The organism is Cytobacillus spartinae (assembly GCF_042865285.1).
Taxonomy (GTDB): domain Bacteria; phylum Bacillota; class Bacilli; order Bacillales; family Cytobacillaceae; genus Robertmurraya_A; species Robertmurraya_A spartinae.
The window spans coordinates 186,929-204,971 of the sequence record NZ_JBIACK010000005.1; the positions used below are offsets into that span (position 1 = coordinate 186,929).

The window sequence follows — 18,043 nt, forward strand, 5'->3', positions numbered from 1 at the left end:
CTTTTTTTACGTTATTTTTTCAGCTCAGACAAAAGGTCCTTCAGTTTATCGATTGACCATCTGTGAATATCAAATAAGTTGTGATCATGATTCTTATCTTTCACCCAAACCTCACAGCCTTGAAATGGGTTAGCAGTTCCTAAATAGAGCTTTCCATCCGAAGAAGCGAATAAGTTACGAACACCATAGTTTCTAGGATTGTTAAACCCATTAACAGAAACAGGTGTCCAAAGCCTTCCGTTTCGCGATTTCCAGAGACCAAATCCAAATAACAGGTTAGGAATGGCACTCGACGTATTTAGGATCGTCGTAATAAAACTCTCCATTAGATTCTCTGTAACGGATGGATCCTCATCGTCCATAATTTCTTCCAATAAAGATTGTAATGCTGGTGGGATAACGACAGACCAGTCAAACGATCCTGCATAAAGCGTATCTCCGAATTTTCGAACCTGCCAACAATAAGCGTTAAACGGATTGCCAAAACCTGAAGGGTAAAGGGATAGATTTCTATTCCCGGTTGTTGGGTTTGTTCGTTCACTAGGTAACCCACCGACAACAATTTCCCAATTGTCTTCCTTATCAATGCGAACAATATCAAACCCCTTTGTAATGACAGTTGATTCTGATAGCAATGGTAAGAAGGGGACCATACCAGTGCCTACATAGATACAATCATCAAATTCATCCATTTCAAAAGGAATAATGTTAATCGCATCGCCAGCACCTCGATCAACCACGAGTCTCCAACCGGAAGAAGGGTCAGCACCATTTGTTCTCCAAATGTCGAACCCACCTGTTTTAGCTAGTCCAATATAAAGATGGCCATTGAAACTAATCATACTTACAATTTCACCTGTTATATCGGATGGGAGGGACACAGGATCAAACCCAGTACGCGCAATATTTAATCTGAATAGCTGAGGTACATCATTTGTACTTGCCAATGGAACAGTAGCCACATATAAACGACCGTTATGCTCGACCATCGAACGGGAAGTTTCTCCGGCTAATCTAGCGAATTCAGTCCAGCTATCCGTATTACTTCTTTTTCGATAAATAACAGCTTTTTCCCCGTCACTCGAGGTTGCTGCTGCGTATAAGGCTGGAGTACCACTAGCCTGACTATTGCTTGAGACTCTTGGAAATTGAATCATGTAACGAAACCCAAATGATCTTTCCGCTGTTTTAAAATCAAGTTCCCAATCGGTACTTCCGTCTTTTTTAACACGCCAAATCTCTGCCCGATAATCATTATTCGGTTCAAAAGCATCAGGGATAGGTAATCCTAGAGCGTCAAAAGCTAAATTAGGTATATTCCGACCCGTTCCTACATAAAGGAACTCTCCTAACTCATCCATCGCCCAGGCGTAATCATTTTGTCGAGCATTACTACGATTGTTAGCATCGAACCCATTTGTAGGTGTAATTTTTCTAAAAGAATTAAAAAGCAAACATTTCACCTCTTTCATGTATACTCTCTATTAGCTTATGAAAGGGTTTCAGAATGGAAGGGGCAGATACTAGAGGACAAGCGTGGATTTTTATCATGATAGAAAAAAGAGGACACGATGATGGGTGTCCTCCGTTTGATCATAATGATATATTTGTTGTTCGGTTTTTAAAATCTATCTCTTCATAATAACTGTTTTTGACGAGTACGTTCGGGCCTAAACAACGAATAGAAGGACAATGGCAGTTTAAGCTTGTTGCAAGGTCGGTGTTCATCCATTTTTCGAAAACATTAGGTAATGTATCTTCTTTAATATTTCCAAGTGGAGGGGTGTCACCAAAGTCTGTGACGATGACATCTCCTGTAAAAATGTTTACGTTAAGTCGTGAGCGCCCGTCCGGATCATTACGGACCGTTACATTTTTTGCTGAGTAAAGACGTTTCAGAAGTTGCAAGTCCTCTTCCTTAGCGTTACAAGGATAGAAAGGGACCGTTCCAAACAGCATCCATGTATGTTCATTTCTGAAATCTAGGATTTGATGGATGGCTGAACGAATCTCTTCCAGACTAAGAACTTCAAGGTTTGAAGCGAAATCTGACGGATACATCGGGTGCACCTCGTGTCTTTGGCACTTCATTTCCTCTACAATTTGTTGATGAATATGTTCCAAATAGGGAAGAGTTCGTTTGTTTAGCATCGTCTCAGCTGAAACCATAACGCCCATTTCTACTAATACTTTGCTGTTTTCTATCATTCGATAAAAAAGCTCTGCCCGCTGCTCTCTAGTTGGTTTTCGTTCCATCATCGCAAAGCCGCCTTCAACAAAGTCCTCAACCGTTCCCCAGTTATGAGAAATGTGAAGCACATCTAGATAGGGAGCGATTTTTTTATAACGCTCTAGTTCAATGGTTAGATTTGAATTAAGCTGTGTGCGAACCCCTCTAGAGTGCGCGTATTCAAATAGCGGCAGAACATAATTCTCAACGGACTTTTTAGAAAGCATCGGTTCTCCACCGGTAATACTGATGGAGCGTAGTGTTGAAATTTCATCTAGTCTTTTTAATAGCAAATCGATCGGCAATGCATCAGGGTCTTTCGGCTGGAGTGTATACCCAACCGCACAATGCTCACAACGCATGTTACAAAGAGTAGTGGTTGTAAACTCTATATTTGATAAAGTAAGCTTTCCATGTTCATCCATATCCATGTAAGCTTCCCATGGATCATAGCTTGGAGTAATAGGTTTAATCGCATTGATTTTCATATAAAAAACTCCTCGTAAAATTGAATCCTTTGTCATTATCAAATTTTAGCGCTTTATCTGTCAATCTGTTTAGAAAAAGACGGAATTTTTGTTTATTAGTTTTTATTTAGGGAATAGGATAAACAATTACTTTATTATATTTGCACTGCAAATCGGAAAGTCGCACAGTTCAATTCTGTTAAAAAAAGAGGAGGTAAAGCATGGAGGAAACTAGAGTGCAGGAGAACAATCACTTTTTAAAAGGACTTATTGTCGGAGGAATTATTGGTGGCTCGATTTTATTAATGGACAAGCGCTATCGGTCGAAATTAACGAAATCAGCTAAGGAACTTACAAAGGTGACCAAGGAAAAAGTTCAGGACATCAGTAGCAATCAAGATGACATCAAGAAGCAAGCTGTGGAGCAGTTTAAGATTGCATCCAGCAAGCTTCAAGAAGTCATCCAAGAGACGAAGAACACAACAGGTAATGGGTTGGTTTATTTAATGGAAAGAGCAAAACCTGAATCTGCTGCTGGACAAGCTACAGAGAGCAGCGACAAGGAATTAGAAGATAGTGCATTAAATGCACAAAAAAATTAAATAACCTTTTATGGGTAGAAATCAGAAATGGGATTTCTACTCTTTTTTCGCAAAGGAGCATGATAAATTGGGCATACTTAAACTGAAAACTAGAAAATAATTGCGGAACTAGCCAATATTTTGTAGGATGGTATCGAGAGTCGAAAGGAGAGAAAGCTTTGGGTAGCCCGATCACAGATAAAAATTCACAAGTTACGTTTTTAAAACAGCGTCTAAACATGTTTCTGGATGTGTTGGATGCAATTGAGCCAGAAACTACGGAATTAGATGATATTGACCGCCTAATTGAGATGATAGATGACTTAGAGTCAAAATGTCGAGAATTCGGAAATCGAGAATAGTGAATGATGAGAGTGTAAAAATCTAGTTGGTTTTTGCGCTCTTTTTACTAGTTAAAGTATAAATTTTTTGATTTAGATTGGTGTTTAGCAGGGCGCTTGCGCGTTTCTTAAATGGGGGAGAGAGTGTGGAGTATCAAAAAGATAAACTGATTGTCCGACGGTTGGAGTCAGGGGACAATGTGTTGTTAGCAAAATGGCTTTCCGATCCTGCGGTGCTTGAATACTATGAGGGCAGAGACAATCCTTTTGACCTGGAGAAGGTAAACGAGAAATTCTATGGTCGAAATGATGGGACGGTACGGTGCTTAATCAAATACGAAGATGTCGGGATTGGCTACATACAATACTATGAGGTTGATGAGGAAGGTCGCGATTTGTACGGTTATGACGATCGCTCTCAAAAGATTTACGGAATGGACCAATTCATAGGGGAAATAGATTATTGGAATAAAGGGATTGGAACGCTGCTTGTACGTTCAATGGTTGATTTTTTAGTAAAAGAAAAGCAGGCAAATAGAGTAGTGATGGATCCTCAATCGTGGAATGAGCGAGCGATTCGGTGCTATGAGAAATGTGGGTTTAGGAAGATTAAATTGATGCCGAAAAATGAGTATCATGAAGGTGAATATAGAGATTGTTGGTTGATTGAGTATAGCGTTAGAGATTAGGTGGAGATCGTCTTTTGGGCGGTCTTTATTTTTGTATGGGGAGAAATAGAGTTGGGAGGCGATTAGTTGCTCCATAAAGGAGCAACCTCAAAAATATAAGATACCCAAAAGGCGATTAGGTGCTCTATAAAGGAGCAACCCCAAAATATAAGATACCAAGGAGGAGATTGGTTGCTCTATAAAGGAGCATCCCAATAATATAAGACACTAAGATGCAATAAAAGGTGTCATTTACCCGTAAAATGCCACCAGTCCCCAATACCAACTACTTAACTTCCCCCATCCATAAAATACATTCAAGTCTACCAAATTGTGTTAAAATCTTCCTGTATTCTACTAAAAGAAGATGGAAGGTTATGAGATGTCAAAGAATATTTTAATTGTTGATGATGATCAAAAGATACTAGAGCTTATTGAAATTTATTTGATAAATGAGGGGTTTTCTCTTTTTAAAGCTTCCGATGGAGAGCAGGCTATCGCGATGGTCAGGGAGCAAAGAATTGACTTGATGGTGCTCGATGTGATGATGCCAAAGCTGGATGGCTTAGAGGTATGTAAGGAGATTCGGAAGACAAGTCATCTCCCTATTTTAATGCTGAGTGCGAAAAGTGAGGATATGGATAAAATCATTGGCATTATGACGGGTGCTGATGACTATATGGTTAAGCCGTTTAACCCTCTAGAACTGACCGTTCGAATTAAGGCGCTTTTGCGAAGAGCTTCTATCAACCAAGAAGACACTCAAGTTGACACGATCCAGGTTCATTCTCTTAAAATTAATAAACAAAACCACACGGTGGAGGTTGAAGGTCGGTTTATCAAATTAACCTCCGTAGAATTCGATATTTTATTTTTACTAGCATCCCATAAGGGGAGAGTGTTCAGTTCAGAAGAAATTTTTGAAAAGGTATGGAAAGAGAACTTCATCGGTTCAAATAAAACAGTCATGGTCCATATTAGCAACTTGAGAGAGAAGCTAGAGGAAGCAACAGGCGGAGAAAAGATTATTCAGACCGTTTGGGGAGTGGGGTATAAAATTGACATCCATTAATTTGGTCAAGCTACTAAAAACAATCCCGAAATGGCGCATGGTCATGATTCTGCTACTGTCACTAGGATTGGCCTTGGTGACGAGCTTTCTTGCATATGAAATCCTTATGAATTTTATCTATGGTTCGACCACCCTGTCCGGTCTTTTTCAGGAGATCATAGAGATTATTGGATTTTACAAGTTTATACATCTCCAACAGGTGTACGGCCCAGTCATTGCTGTGATCGTAAATATCATCCTTTTCGTACTCTATGTCATCATGTTTTATAGAAGGGAAAAGAGAGGATATTTTCAGCAGTCATTGGAAAAATTGGTCAAAGAAATCTCCTTTGTTTCAGAGGGGAACTTCGAGTACCAATTAAAGCATGATGAGATACAGGAGCTTAATACACTAGCTAAAAATGTAAATGAGATTGTTCTAAAACTTCAGAAGTCGATGGAGGAAGAGCGTCTAGCAGAGCAGGCGAAAAAAGATCTGATAACAAATGTGTCCCATGATCTGAGAACGCCCTTAACTAGTATTATTGGCTTTTTAGGACTAATTGAACAAGACAAGTACAAGGATGAAACAGAGCTAAGGTATTATGTACAAACAGCTTATGAAAAATCGACTCGACTAAATAAGCTGATTGATGATTTGTTTGAGTATACTCGTGTTCAAAATGGGGGCGTCCGGCTATTAATGACACCCATCAACATAACGGAGATGATTGGACAATTAGCGGTTCAGTTTAAACTTCAGTTTGAAGAAGCGGCCATGGAGTGTAGACAGTATACTTCCAATAACAAGCTTATGGTTGCAGCAGATGGAGACAAGCTTGCGAGAGTGTTTGAAAACCTAATTACCAATGCCATTAAATATGGAGCAGAGGGCAAATATATCGATATTAACGCGCGAGAAGAAGATGAATTTGTCATCATTGATTTCATCAACTATGGAGAACAAATCCCAAGTATGGACCTGCCTTTTATTTTTGAGCGTTTTTACCGAGTAGAAAAGTCTCGGAGCGAAAGTGATCATAGCTCAGGGCTTGGACTCGCAATTGCCAAGGGGATGATTGAGTTACACGGCGGATCGATAGAAGTAAAGAGTAATCTAGAAAAGACCATTTTTTCCGTAAAACTAGCACGGCTTCGTGATGTTTAAGCATAATTTTCGCTTTCTTTAGAAATTCTTTACCTTTTCTTTCTACTATTTTGAAATCTATTAGATAAGCTTTTGTAAAAGATTCCAAGTTGTAGGAGGAAGCCATGAGAATACTAACAAAACTCTTTATTGTATGTGTTATTTTGCTAGCCATTGTCGTTACAGGGTATTATTCTATTTTTTATGTAAAAGGGCCATCAATTCAGGCTAAGTCATACATCCTAATTGACGCGGATACGAGAAAGGTTTTACATAAGAAAAATGAGAATATCCCATTATCAGCTGCCAGCATGTCGAAAATGATGACCGAGTATATCGTTCTGAAACATATTAAGGAAGGCAAGCTGGACTGGGATGATGAAGTGAACATTACGGAGAACTATTTACAAAGTACCGGAGTGAAAATAGAAGTTACATTAGGTACGACCATAAAAGTGAGAGACTTGTTTCAATCCATGGTGATTGCTTCTGCCAATAATGCAGCGGTAGCTTTAGCAGAGAAAATTGCGGGAAGTGAAGAGCAGTTTACAGTGTTAATGAATGAACAGGCGAAAGAGTTAGGGTTGTCGAAATACACACACTTTGTAAATGCTACGGGATTACCCAATCTTCTAAACGAAGAATCCGTCATGACAGCTTCAGATGTGGCGGAATTAGCTTATCACTTGTTGTACGATTTTCCGGAGGTGTTAGATACTACAAAGCTTTCCATGTACCAGCTGCAATATGATGGTTCTCATGTTTTTACAACAAATGAGATGTTACACTCGGGGAATGCTGATTTGTGGTTTGAAGGAGTAGACGGATTGAAAACGGGATTTACGGATCAAGCAGGGTACTGTTTTGCTGGAACGGCTAAGCAAGGGGATAGGAGACTAATCTCGGTTGTGATGGGTACGGAAGAGAAGCATGCTAGATTCATCGAAACGAAAAAGTTATTTTCATTTGGATTTGAGAAACCTTATGTGCCGAGTTTAAAGTATATCGTTAGTCAGTATATACAGCCGTATTTTTGAACATAAGACCTCGTATTCAGGGGTTCTACCTGTTTGGTTGGTAGAAAAAATTTAATATGATTCAAATATATCTAGTGTGATAGGGTGGCTTTTACGTGAGGGCTTTACCTGTTTGGTTGGTAGGATTCAATACGATTCAAAAACCTAGTGTGACTTACAATCAAGGGTTTCACCTATTTGGATGATAGAATTTCAAATATGGACAATACGAGTTCAAATTTGGACAGTAGAGCCTCAAGTTTGGCTGATAAACAGATTAGGAGAAAATTTTAGGATGATAAATGGAATTATTGGCTGATAAAGCTCGACTTCGGATAATAGCCCTCCTCAACAAAAGTATGAAATAAGACAAAAAACACAAAATGAAACTAAACATACGATAAAAACGTCTATTAAGGTGGACAATTTTTATAAAGAACCTTGTCTAAAAATTTCACTTTGCCAAAACCAGCTAATCTGTTAGACTACTTTCGAAACAGAACAGAAAAAGGAGAATCCGAAATGGCTTTAAAGCATTTTTTAAAGTGTGCAGTTGTGGTCCCAGTACTTGCCTTTTCATTTGGAATGGGAAATCAAGCGTTTGCTGACAGCAATAACAAAGACGAAGAAAGTATAAATGAAAAATACGGCTTACCGATTGTTGTATATGGAGATGCTTTATCTGAAGCACAACAAGAAGAGACTCGAAAATTACTAGAAGTTAAGGATAGAACAAAGGTTACAGAGATTACCGTGACAGGTGAAGATCTTGTGTACTACATAGATGGAGACAAAAACTCCAATATGTACTCTAGTGCGAAAATTACGAGAACAGATGAAGCGCAAGGGGTCGAAATTAATATCGTTACTCCGGACAATATTACAGAGGTAACGAGCGATATGTATGCCAATGCCCTTTTAACAGCGGGGGTTACCGATGCGATTGTAGATGTTGCTTCTCCTGTAAAAGTAAGCGGACACTCTGCCCTAGTCGGAATTTATAAAGCGTATGATGAGGGTGAAGGATCAGAGCTTAGTAAAGAACGTACAGAAGTGGCGAACGAGGAGTTAGGATTGGCGACCGATTTAGCGAAGAAAATTGATGAGGAAAAAGTAAGTGAACTTTTAACCGAAATTAAGAAACAAATTGCTGAACAAAGTCCACAAACTCAAGAAGAGATGATTCAAATTATTGATGAGCAGTTAAAGGCACTTGAGATTCAATTAAGTGACGAAGACCGCCAGCTTTTAATTGATTTATTTGAAAAAATGCGTGACTTGAACATCAACTTTGATAATGTTAAATCTCAGCTTGAGGATCTATCAAAAGATATTCAAAAACGAATTGAAGAAACGATTGGGGATCCGGGATTCATGCAAGCTGTTGCTGATTTCTTTAGAAATTTAATTGAAAGTATAAAGAGTATTTTCTCATAAAAATAGTGAACCGCCTGGCACTTCACCTTTGCCAAGCGGTTTTTTAAAACTTTCGTATCAGCCACTAGTTAACACACCTAAATGAGGATGGTACCCTCATATCAGGCATTTCCATATCAATTTTTTTACACGGAAATCTTACTCCATCTTCAATGATATTAAACTAATGGGCAAAATAATTTCTACGATTGTACCGTTAGAATCACTCCAATAATTAAAACTTCCGTTATGATTCTTAATGATTTGTTTTGAGAGCATAACTCCTAGGCCAGTCCCAGATTCTTTAGTTGTAAAGAAGGGTTGTCCAATTTTCTTTAATATTTTTTGAGGCATTCCTGTACCTGTATCCTTAATAAGCATTTTAACTTTTTTATCCGTATATGGTTGGCATTCCACTGTAACCATTCCACCGTCCGGCATTGCTTCAACAGCATTTTTTAAAAAGTTTATAAAAACCTGTTTGATTTGATTTTTATCACATTTTAGTATGACATTATCAAAATCGTAAATGAATTCAATTTGAACGTTGTTGCTACTGGCTTGAGCATTAAACATAGCCTTAACATCGTCGAGTAATAATCTTAAGTTTTCATGCTTTAACTTTACATTATGTGGTTTAGCGAGTACCAGAAGTTCACTTAGAACAAACTCGATTCTCTGAACTTCATCTTCGATTATTTTAAAGTAATCTGAATACGGTAACTCTGCTTCCATCAATCGCAAAAACCCTTTGATTGTCGTTAATGGGTTTCTAACCTCGTGATGAATCCCAGCTGCTAACTGACTTGCAACAGATAACTTCTCGGAATCAATTAGGTGCTCTCGTGTTCTTTTTCTATCAGTTATATCCCGTAAAATCATATATTGAGCAGATTGTTCTTGGAAGAATGTAGGCATAGCTCTAACCTCAACATGAATATTTTCTCCATCTAGTTTAATAAATGTATATTCCAGAAAATCCACTAACTCACCATTATTCACAGTTGCTATGCTTTGTTTTGCGATTTGATGATAATCGGGATGAACGAAATCAAATAAGGTATTGGAAAATATATCCTCTGGGATTCTCCCGCCTAATAGACTAATCCCTATCTTATTAATGAATAATATTTTCTCATTTTTTACAATAAAAACAGCATCTGGGGAGTGCTCAACTAAGTCCCGAAAGGCTTCTTCCTGTCTATTTCTCTTTTCTGACATCTAACTTTTCGCTCCCTTTTTATAAAAAAAAGCCAAGATGGAATAAACCCATCTTGGCTTGTGTTTAGCTCTTTTAAGTCGTCTAACTCACTTCTACCTTCATAGTTTTGGAGATAATATGAATGTGATGACACTTTTATCTAAAGTGAAGTCCCAATCTACAAAAATGTCCTTAATCTTTGTATTAAGTATCTTTTCAAAATGATCATTATTATGTAATAATCGTTTTTCGAGATTTCTTTTTGCCAGCTTTAATGTTTCAGAGCTCCCCAAACGAATTAATTCTTTTTCAATAGAGACCAATATTCCATTGCGTATAGCAACTAATGTCCTATTGTTTAACAAGTAAGAAGTTATTTCTTCGGGTGCTTTTTGTGCCTGTATACTGACAGAAATAATCTCGTTATTAAATTCGCTTTTTCCATGAAATTGGTTGTCTATTATTTGTTCAGGGGGAGAGGCAATACAAACAAACATGCCACTTCTATTATGTAAATTCCAATCATAGTAGAATTCCCTAACATCCAATTCTGTCAGTACTCTAATATATGCTTTAAACTCAGGAATTAATGTTTGCATCAACATATCCCTAGTCTTTTGAACCATTCCATCCTGATCTTTACTTAACAAAATATTTTCGGTAGGAGAAGTAAAATTTCGTAAATAGACTGTTATATAGCCTTGATTTATGGAAACAAAAACGGACTCTGGCCCTTTGCCGAAATTTTCACGGAGTGATCTACCAATATAACTTGCCAGGTCTGTTTGAACCTTTTTGATATCCAAGAAAACCATCCTCATATAGACAAAAGCGTAATATCTTTTGTCCAATTATAATTTTATGTTCTTCTATAGAAAAAATCAATCATAACAAATTACGTATGAAATATATGGAAAAAAGTTGCGTATTTATTAGATAAAACCTTTGAATAGTGTCAAAAACGTGTTAATCTATTGCAATTAGTATCTCTTTAACGTAACTATTTTATTAAACAAAACTCAAAAGACATTTATTCTTCGCAAAGTTTAGGAAACCTAAATAAAATTTAGCTCAGAGTGCTAAATATGTTTAATTTAAGTGAATTGGGGAACTAGTTAGTAGTTACTTTTTTTGGAAGGAGAATAACAGTGCGCCATGTACCAGAGAGGATATTACTTGATAGTTATATGAAAGCAATGAAGCTAAAGTTAGATACAGAATTCATTGAATTACTAGAAGAAGAAATAAAAAGAAGAGATCTAGTTATGAAAGCCGAAAACTATTTATTAAAGAAAAAGAAGTTTAACTTGGAATAAATTTTTTTCTATAGTTTATATAATTAAACGGTGCAGGTTTGCTAGAGAGTAGAATGGAGTACTAGTTTCGTGTAGACTGTTGCTGACTTCTTCTTTAAAAATTTATTACAGAGTACAAACCGCTTTCAATTGTGAACTGCGGTTTTTTTATGCGCATTTCCGAAGTATTGGGTGTATATAATGTAGCAATATAGTTCCTTTTCCTATCGCGTTCGGTCGGAAATCTTTTTAGATACTAATTCATACTTGACTTATCGGAATAATGGTACTATATTAGTTTTACACTATATGTAAAGGGGGAATTTGCCAAATGAATACGGTCTTATTAGTTGTGAATATTGCCATTATGATTTTATTAGTCTCACTATTATTCTTTATGCAAAAGAAGCATGTATCATTTTCTAAGCGTGTTTTTAGTGCGTTAGGGATTGGTATTGTTTTTGGTTTTGTTTTACAACTTGTTTATGGCGCTGGTTCCGATATTATCAAGGGATCTGTGGAATGGTTTAATATCGTAGGGGTAGGGTATGTGAAACTGCTCCAAATGATCGTTATGCCACTTGTGTTTATTTCCATTATTGCAGCTTTCACGAAAATGAAGCTCTCCAATAACATTGGAAAAATTAGTGGATTAATTATTAGTATTTTAGTAGGAACGACGGCGATTGCTGCAGCAGTTGCTATTGCTGTTACACTTGCATTTAATCTAGAAGCAGTGGAAATTCCACAGGGTGATGCAGAAACTTCACGCGGTGAATATTTAGAACAAAGATCTACAGAGGTTGAAAATCGTACGTTACCACAACAAATGTTAGATTTATTACCTGCAAATCCATTTTTAGATTTCACAGGTGCAAGACCGACATCAACGATTGCGGTAGTTATCTTTGCGGCTTTTATTGGGTTAGCTTTCCTAGGTGTTAGAAGAAAGAATCCTGAGCATGCAGAGCTATTTTCAAAAATCGTAGATGCCTTCTATAGCATTGTGATGCGTGTGGTCACATTAATCTTAAGATTAACTCCTTATGGGGTATTAGCGTTAATGACGAGGGTGACCGCTACAAGCGATTACACCGCGATTATGAAACTAGGAAAATTCGTGGTAGCTTCGTATGTTGCACTGGCAATTGTATTCATTATTCATTTAATCCTGATTACACTTTCTGGTTTAAATCCAGTAACTTATGTTAAGAAAGCAATCCCAGTTCTAACGTTTGCTTTTACTTCTAGAACAAGTGCAGGGGCACTACCTCTAAATATTAAAACGCAAACAAAGGATTTAGGAGTTTCAGAGGGAGTGGCCAACTTCGCTGGTTCATTCGGGTTATCCATTGGTCAAAATGGGTGTGCCGGTGTTTATCCAGCGATGCTTGCAGTCATGATTGCTCCAACGGTAGGAATTAATCCATTAAACCCTGGATTCTTAGCAACATTAATTCTAATTGTAACTATCAGCTCATTTGGTGTAGCAGGAGTTGGTGGGGGAGCAACGTTCGCAGCCATCCTAGTTTTATCTGCGATGGACTTACCAGTCGCACTAGCTGGTCTATTGATTTCAGTAGAACCACTTATTGATATGGGACGTACAGCGGTTAACGTAAGCGGAAGTATGACAGCTGGTATACTAACTAGTAAAGCTACAGGTGAATTAGATACTACAGTTTATTCAGAGCCAACACAACAGCTTGAAGCTTAATAATATGGAGAAAGGATGGACCGTAAAGGGTTCATCCTTTTTTTGGAATTTCTCAATATGATACCTGAACAAGTAAATGGTAAAATGGGAGAAAAAGGGATGGGACTATGAAAAAGTTTTTAGGTTTGTTGTCATTAACTTGTATAATCGGACTTATTTGTATGTTAATAATTAACCATTATAATAAACCACAGACTCCACCGAAAATCTCAACGGAATTAGTAGATAACGGGATGGTTAATGGGAAAAGAGAATTTATTTTTAGCCTTGAAAATTTTGGTCAAGAAGATGTTGAGTTACAATTTCTATCTTGGCTCGAATATAATTACGGCTTAGATTATGAGACGGACCAAGACGTAGTTTCTCTTAATGGAAAAACAGAGCATATAGACTTGAACGAAGAAAGTGAAGCAAGAACTTTACTATTAAAATCAAATCAACGAGTAGAATACAGAATACATTTAAGCGGGTATCAAGAAGGCGAATATGAAATCACTGTATCCCCAGCAATTTATGGTTTTGACTTAGGATTTCGTCGGTTGCAATTTGTCATTGAATAGTATTAGGTAAGAATGGTTGATTAAACTACTGTATTCTTTACTAATCGAAGCGCTTTTGAAAAAGTAGTGAAGAGGGGAATCGATTTTGGTGAACCGTGCAATGAATATTATGATATCCGATTATGATGAAAACTGGGTTCGATTATTTAAAATTGAAGCCAAAAAATTAAAGAAATATTACAAGATGAAGTTCTAGAGATTCATCATATTGGTAGTACGGCCGTTCCAAACTTAAAAGCAAAGCCAGTCATTGATATGTTGCCAGTTGTTAAAAATATAGACAATATTGATCAGTACAATCAAAAGATGATGGAAATAGGGTATGAGCCTCTTGGAGAATTTGGGATTAAAGGCAGAAGGTATTTTAGAAGGGGCGGAGAGAACAGGACACATCAGATACATATGTTCCAAGAAGATCATACACTTGAAATTGAACGACACCTAGCCGTTCGAGATTATCTGAAATCCCATCAAGAAGCTAGAATAGAATATGGAAACTTAAAGGAGCGACTTGCCAGGCAGTACCCTAGAGACATTGAAGGGTATAGTGATGGTAAAAATGACTTTGTACAAGCCTTGGAACGAAGAGCATTAGAATGGAAACGTAAGAATAGTAGATGCAGATCTTCAGGGAGTGCTCAATAAAGGATAGTATCTTCCTTATTAGAGTGGGATTACTTGCAACAAGAAGATAATCTCTTCTTTTTTTACAAAAGAAGGAAAAGTCACGCTCCAATAGAAATATATATATAGTTTTTTCAAGGAGGTACCTATGCCAATTTTCTCAACTAAAAATAAAAAATATATTGAGTCCACGGAATGGGTAAAGCAACATTCTTATGGAATAGAGTCTTTAAATAAATGTGAGGACCATGAGTTTGACTTCCTTATAGAAGTCCTAAATAACAAGAGGATCGTCTGGCTTGGCGAAAATGGACACGGGGTCGCTGAGCATAGTTTGTTAAAATCAAGATTAATCCATTTCTTGTATTATAAGATGGGATTCAAAGTAATTGCTTTTGAAAGCGGATTAAGTGAAGGCTATAGTTCTAACTATCTTAAAAAGGAACTTTCTATTGTTGAAATTATGGAGAAATCCGTATTTTCTTTGTGGAAATCGAAGGAAACGTTATCTCTATTTGAATTAGTTAAAGAAAATTATGATCTTAACTTAATTGGGTTTGACTTTCAGCCTTCTGTAAAACAGAGCTTATTCCATGAATACTTAGAAAAAGTAAACATGGACTTTCCAACAGATTTTTTACAGGGTCTAAAAAAGGTAGAGGAAGGAGCATCCTTCTGGTACGAATGCATTGGTTCGTATAGAGCAGTAAGCAAACGAATTCCTAGAAAAGTATTAAACGAATTCCTTGAAGCAAGTAAAGAGATAGAAGACGTAATTGATTATTTACAAAATACCTTGAACAACTTAAGAGAAGGCTTTATTAACAAAAATATGGACAAAGAATTTGCAGTAATTCAAAAGGTGTTAGAGAATAAGCGGCATTTTTTTAACCATATCACAACTAAGAGGAGTAATTTTCTTAAGATACGAGATCAAATTATGGCAGATAACTTAACATGGATTTGCAATGATTTGTATCCGAATGAAAAAGTAATAGTATGGGCTCATAATAACCATATTTATAAAAATATTAAAAGTTCTTATAAACCGATGGGATCCTTAATGAGCCCTGAATTGGAGGATCAATCCTATCACCTCGGTTTTTATATGTATGAAGGAGATGTTACTTTTGATAAGAAAACCTCTCAAAAATTAAATACTCCACCCAAGAAAAGCCTCGAAGATTATATGAATCATACTTCAACTCCTGTGTCATTTCTTGATTTCTCTCAATTGTCATCCAACAGACTAAACAAGTGGTTATATAGTCCAACGGTTATTTTAGATTCTGGAATGATGCAAACATTGATTATTCCATGTGAGCAACTTGATGGAATCCTTTTTATTAAGAAAGTCTCGCCTCCCAATTATTTATAATAGGATTCATTTATGATAGGGTATTTTAACTAAACTACACAGTCATTCCTAATTGATTATCAGAAGGAATTTTCTATAAGATAGAGAATCATCTAAGATAGAGTAAATGTGAAGGAGAGAAGTGTATGATTAATAGGGTCGGACAAATTATGTTGTATGTAAATAACCAAGATGAGGCAGTAAATTTTTGGACAGAAAAAGTAGGTTTTCACGTAGTCTCCGAGGAAGACAATGGGCTAGGGATGAGATGGATTGAAATAGCGCCTAGTAGAGATGCAGAAACTAGCATTATTCTTCATAATAAAGAATGGGTTGCAAAAATGTCCCCTGGTTTAAACCTAGGTACACCTTCATTAATGTTCTTTACGGAAAATCTAGAACGCTTGTATAACGAATTATCCAGTAAAAGCATTAAAGTTGGCGATATTGTAGAAATGCCATCGGGCAAGGTATTTAACTTTGCTGACAATGAAGAGAATTATTTCGCTGTTATGGAAAAAAGGTAGTAACGATAAAACGTAAAGGGTGCGTTTGTCTTGGAAGAGACTAACGCATTTTTTAATGGTTAGTAGCGTACAAACGTGTTGCCTTAATTAGTAGGACACATATATCGATAAGAGGTTACTACTTTAGCAGCAGTTAAATGTTGATGGACTATTACCAATCACCAAAATGGCAGTATCCCTTACTCTACTATTGAAGCCCTAAAAAAAATAACAGCCCATTATTCTATAATGTAGCAAATTCCATACCTCTTGAATAACCCTCTTATGTTTTTCTTGTCGTATTAGAAAAGTTTAGCATCATAATAGAAACTCACCTGGGCATTTTACGTCTTATATTAAAAGGGGGATTCTTTATGGAAAGATATTTTCGTTTGCTTTTATGTATAGCAATGAGCTTAATAATTTTATCAGGATGCGGAAGTTCAAGTAATAGCTCGAAAGGAGCTGACTGGGAACCTACATTACATGAAACCGTTAACAACCTTAATGGAGTAATGATCAATGTAAAGCAAGGAACGGTCTCCTCTACTGGTTTAACTGTAATATTTGAGAATAATTCTGACAAACAATGTATCTATGGTGAATATTATTTATTGGAAAAGAAAATCGAAGGTAGATGGTACCAAGTCCCCATTGTCCTCGATGGTAACTACGGATTTAATGATATTGGCTATGGCTTAGATCCTTCAGATGTAAGGGAATGGACAGTTGATTGGGATTGGCTTTATGGGAGTCTGGATACTGGAGAGTACCGTATCGTGAAAGATATACTAGATTTTAGAAAATCTGGTGACTATGATAAATACTATTTGACGGCAGAATTTACAATTGGTTAGCTTCCACTTAAAATGTTGGGGGCTTTACATAAAAAGTAAATGAGCTCCTTTACTGTACAAAAAAGATAGATGAATACAGGCATGCTAGTCCCGTTCGTTCATCTATCCTCTCTTTTTTAGTCTATAACCATGATTTTATCTAACCTTGCTGTATTTCTGTAATGCTTTTCCCACCTAAGAAGGCGTGACCCGTTGTAATCGTTGTAACTGTGTTAAAGCCGTATCGCGCATATACCTTTTCAACACGCTCATTGATGGGGAATACCCAAAAATGTTCTAAATCCTTTTTAGCAACTTCCTTTTGGATATGGTGAATTAATGTGCCAATGATTCCTTGACCTCTATATTCCTTTAAGGTTGCAACACTTTCCATCCTTGCTTGTTTGCCGAAGTGAAAAATACAAGCAGTTGAACAAGCTTTCCCATCTTTTCTTAACAGATAATGAACATAGGCAGGGTTTTCAAATTCGATTTTTAATAAGTTTTCGCGAGATGAACCACCTAGTTCTTCAATGGAACATTCTATATCAATTGCCTCTTGTAAATTCTCAAGTGTTAATACTTCGACGGTTAAATCCTCTCGACTTTGAACACTAGCCATTTCACCTGTCCATAGTTGTACAGGACTTTGAAGCTCTTCATATCCAAATCCTTCATCTTTTAAAGCGTTAATTAGCTCGCCTTGTGATGCCGTATCATAAATATAAAACCGCGGAATGATTTCTAGAGATTGATAGAAGGAAATGACTTCTGTGATTACTTCTTTTGGATTCTCTGGAATTTCTCTAATGTGCGCATGGTTTGCATCATAATATAAGGGCTGCCTTTGGTCGTAAAAGAGTGAACCCCAGGGTGTTTCCTTTCTTGTAGTAAATGATTCTAAATAGGCAAAATCTAGTTCTTCAATTTTTTTTAAGATATCCATCTTTGTATCCTCCAAATTCTTACATACTACTATTATAGGAGAATACAAAGAGGAATTATAGGGATTTGTTGAAACTACCGCGAT

General features: G+C 36.8%; 19 protein-coding genes. 14 read left to right on the top strand and 5 right to left on the bottom strand.

The features are described from left to right. Positions 1–11: 11 nt before the first annotated feature. Positions 12–1,454, bottom strand: a complete 1,443-nt coding sequence (locus ACFYKX_RS12795; protein ID WP_389361436.1) for a hypothetical protein — start codon at positions 1,452–1,454, stop codon at positions 12–14. Positions 1,455–1,593: 139 nt separating this feature from the next. After that, positions 1,594–2,718, bottom strand: a complete 1,125-nt coding sequence (gene yfkAB, locus ACFYKX_RS12800) for a radical SAM/CxCxxxxC motif protein YfkAB (RefSeq protein ID WP_389361437.1) — start codon at positions 2,716–2,718, stop codon at positions 1,594–1,596. Between the two features lie 200 nt (positions 2,719–2,918). On the opposite strand from yfkAB, the gene ACFYKX_RS12805 reads away from it, so the two are divergent. The 7 genes from ACFYKX_RS12805 to ACFYKX_RS12835 all read left to right on the top strand — a co-directional run bounded on the left by ACFYKX_RS12805 (position 2,919) and on the right by ACFYKX_RS12835 (position 8,938). Continuing rightward, positions 2,919–3,299, top strand: a complete 381-nt coding sequence (locus tag ACFYKX_RS12805) for a hypothetical protein (RefSeq protein WP_389361438.1) — start codon at positions 2,919–2,921, stop codon at positions 3,297–3,299. 158 nt (positions 3,300–3,457) lie between these two features. Continuing rightward, on the top strand, positions 3,458–3,640 hold the full coding sequence (locus ACFYKX_RS12810) for an SE1561 family protein (protein ID WP_389361439.1): 183 nt from the start codon (positions 3,458–3,460) through the stop codon (positions 3,638–3,640). Positions 3,641–3,765: 125 nt separating this feature from the next. After that, on the top strand, positions 3,766–4,308 hold the full coding sequence (locus tag ACFYKX_RS12815; protein WP_389361440.1) for a GNAT family N-acetyltransferase: 543 nt from the start codon (positions 3,766–3,768) through the stop codon (positions 4,306–4,308). 361 nt (positions 4,309–4,669) lie between these two features. Continuing rightward, on the top strand, positions 4,670–5,359 hold the full coding sequence (locus ACFYKX_RS12820) for a response regulator transcription factor (protein WP_389361441.1): 690 nt from the start codon (positions 4,670–4,672) through the stop codon (positions 5,357–5,359). Between the two features lie 37 nt (positions 5,360–5,396). Next, positions 5,397–6,506 (top strand): sensor histidine kinase, encoded by a 1,110-nt coding sequence (locus tag ACFYKX_RS12825; RefSeq protein ID WP_389361521.1) that lies wholly within the window; start codon positions 5,397–5,399, stop codon positions 6,504–6,506. A 104-nt stretch (positions 6,507–6,610) separates the two neighbouring features. Next, positions 6,611–7,522, top strand: coding sequence for a D-alanyl-D-alanine carboxypeptidase family protein (locus ACFYKX_RS12830; RefSeq protein WP_389361442.1), 912 nt, complete (start codon positions 6,611–6,613; stop codon positions 7,520–7,522). A 501-nt stretch (positions 7,523–8,023) separates the two neighbouring features. Next, positions 8,024–8,938, top strand: coding sequence for a DUF1002 domain-containing protein (locus ACFYKX_RS12835; RefSeq protein WP_389361443.1), 915 nt, complete (start codon positions 8,024–8,026; stop codon positions 8,936–8,938). Positions 8,939–9,076: 138 nt separating this feature from the next. Here ACFYKX_RS12835 and ACFYKX_RS12840 read toward each other — a convergent pair whose 3' ends face one another. Next, the gene (locus ACFYKX_RS12840) at positions 9,077–10,138 is read right to left on the bottom strand and encodes an ATP-binding protein (protein ID WP_389361444.1); all 1,062 of its coding nucleotides are present in this window, start codon (positions 10,136–10,138) and stop codon (positions 9,077–9,079) included. Between the two features lie 99 nt (positions 10,139–10,237). After that, entirely contained in the window at positions 10,238–10,924 is a 687-nt protein-coding gene (locus ACFYKX_RS12845; RefSeq protein ID WP_389361445.1) for a Na-translocating system protein MpsC family protein, read from the bottom strand. Positions 10,925–11,266: 342 nt separating this feature from the next. Between ACFYKX_RS12845 and sda the strand changes: the two genes are divergently transcribed. From sda to ACFYKX_RS12880, 7 genes are all read left to right on the top strand, one after another. Beyond that, positions 11,267–11,434, top strand: coding sequence for a sporulation histidine kinase inhibitor Sda (gene sda, locus ACFYKX_RS12850; protein ID WP_389361446.1), 168 nt, complete (start codon positions 11,267–11,269; stop codon positions 11,432–11,434). A gap of 310 nt (positions 11,435–11,744) precedes the next feature. Next, on the top strand, positions 11,745–13,130 hold the full coding sequence (locus tag ACFYKX_RS12855) for an L-cystine transporter (RefSeq protein WP_389361447.1): 1,386 nt from the start codon (positions 11,745–11,747) through the stop codon (positions 13,128–13,130). A 161-nt stretch (positions 13,131–13,291) separates the two neighbouring features. Beyond that, positions 13,292–13,690 carry a hypothetical protein gene (locus ACFYKX_RS12860; protein ID WP_389361448.1) on the top strand — a complete coding sequence of 133 codons (399 nt, stop codon included), beginning with the start codon at positions 13,292–13,294 and terminating at the stop codon, positions 13,688–13,690. Between the two features lie 207 nt (positions 13,691–13,897). Beyond that, positions 13,898–14,335: a GrpB family protein gene (locus ACFYKX_RS12865; protein ID WP_389361522.1), complete on the top strand. Its 438-nt coding sequence runs from the start codon at positions 13,898–13,900 to the stop codon at positions 14,333–14,335. 127 nt (positions 14,336–14,462) lie between these two features. Further along, positions 14,463–15,692, top strand: coding sequence for an erythromycin esterase family protein (locus tag ACFYKX_RS12870; protein ID WP_389361449.1), 1,230 nt, complete (start codon positions 14,463–14,465; stop codon positions 15,690–15,692). A gap of 125 nt (positions 15,693–15,817) precedes the next feature. Beyond that, positions 15,818–16,198, top strand: coding sequence for a VOC family protein (locus tag ACFYKX_RS12875; RefSeq protein ID WP_389361450.1), 381 nt, complete (start codon positions 15,818–15,820; stop codon positions 16,196–16,198). Between the two features lie 353 nt (positions 16,199–16,551). Continuing rightward, on the top strand, positions 16,552–17,034 hold the full coding sequence (locus ACFYKX_RS12880; protein ID WP_389361451.1) for an immunoglobulin-like domain-containing protein: 483 nt from the start codon (positions 16,552–16,554) through the stop codon (positions 17,032–17,034). Positions 17,035–17,173: 139 nt separating this feature from the next. Here the strand turns inward: ACFYKX_RS12880 and ACFYKX_RS12885 are convergent, their stop codons facing one another. After that, positions 17,174–17,959: a GNAT family N-acetyltransferase gene (locus ACFYKX_RS12885; protein ID WP_389361452.1), complete on the bottom strand. Its 786-nt coding sequence runs from the start codon at positions 17,957–17,959 to the stop codon at positions 17,174–17,176. Positions 17,960–18,043: the final 84 nt, after the last annotated feature.

Coding starts and splice junctions, on each gene's coding strand:
- yfkAB (WP_389361437.1), bottom strand. CDS start 2,718: ATGAAAATCAATGCGATTAAACCTATTACTCCAAGCTATGATCCATGG.
- ACFYKX_RS12805 (WP_389361438.1), top strand. CDS start 2,919: ATGGAGGAAACTAGAGTGCAGGAGAACAATCACTTTTTAAAAGGACTT.
- ACFYKX_RS12820 (WP_389361441.1), top strand. CDS start 4,670: ATGTCAAAGAATATTTTAATTGTTGATGATGATCAAAAGATACTAGAG.
- ACFYKX_RS12825 (WP_389361521.1), top strand. CDS start 5,397: ATGGTCATGATTCTGCTACTGTCACTAGGATTGGCCTTGGTGACGAGC.
- ACFYKX_RS12830 (WP_389361442.1), top strand. CDS start 6,611: ATGAGAATACTAACAAAACTCTTTATTGTATGTGTTATTTTGCTAGCC.
- ACFYKX_RS12835 (WP_389361443.1), top strand. CDS start 8,024: ATGGCTTTAAAGCATTTTTTAAAGTGTGCAGTTGTGGTCCCAGTACTT.
- ACFYKX_RS12840 (WP_389361444.1), bottom strand. CDS start 10,138: ATGTCAGAAAAGAGAAATAGACAGGAAGAAGCCTTTCGGGACTTAGTT.
- ACFYKX_RS12855 (WP_389361447.1), top strand. CDS start 11,745: ATGAATACGGTCTTATTAGTTGTGAATATTGCCATTATGATTTTATTA.
- ACFYKX_RS12860 (WP_389361448.1), top strand. CDS start 13,292: ATGTTAATAATTAACCATTATAATAAACCACAGACTCCACCGAAAATC.
- ACFYKX_RS12870 (WP_389361449.1), top strand. CDS start 14,463: ATGCCAATTTTCTCAACTAAAAATAAAAAATATATTGAGTCCACGGAA.
- ACFYKX_RS12875 (WP_389361450.1), top strand. CDS start 15,818: ATGATTAATAGGGTCGGACAAATTATGTTGTATGTAAATAACCAAGAT.
- ACFYKX_RS12880 (WP_389361451.1), top strand. CDS start 16,552: ATGGAAAGATATTTTCGTTTGCTTTTATGTATAGCAATGAGCTTAATA.
- ACFYKX_RS12885 (WP_389361452.1), bottom strand. CDS start 17,959: ATGGATATCTTAAAAAAAATTGAAGAACTAGATTTTGCCTATTTAGAA.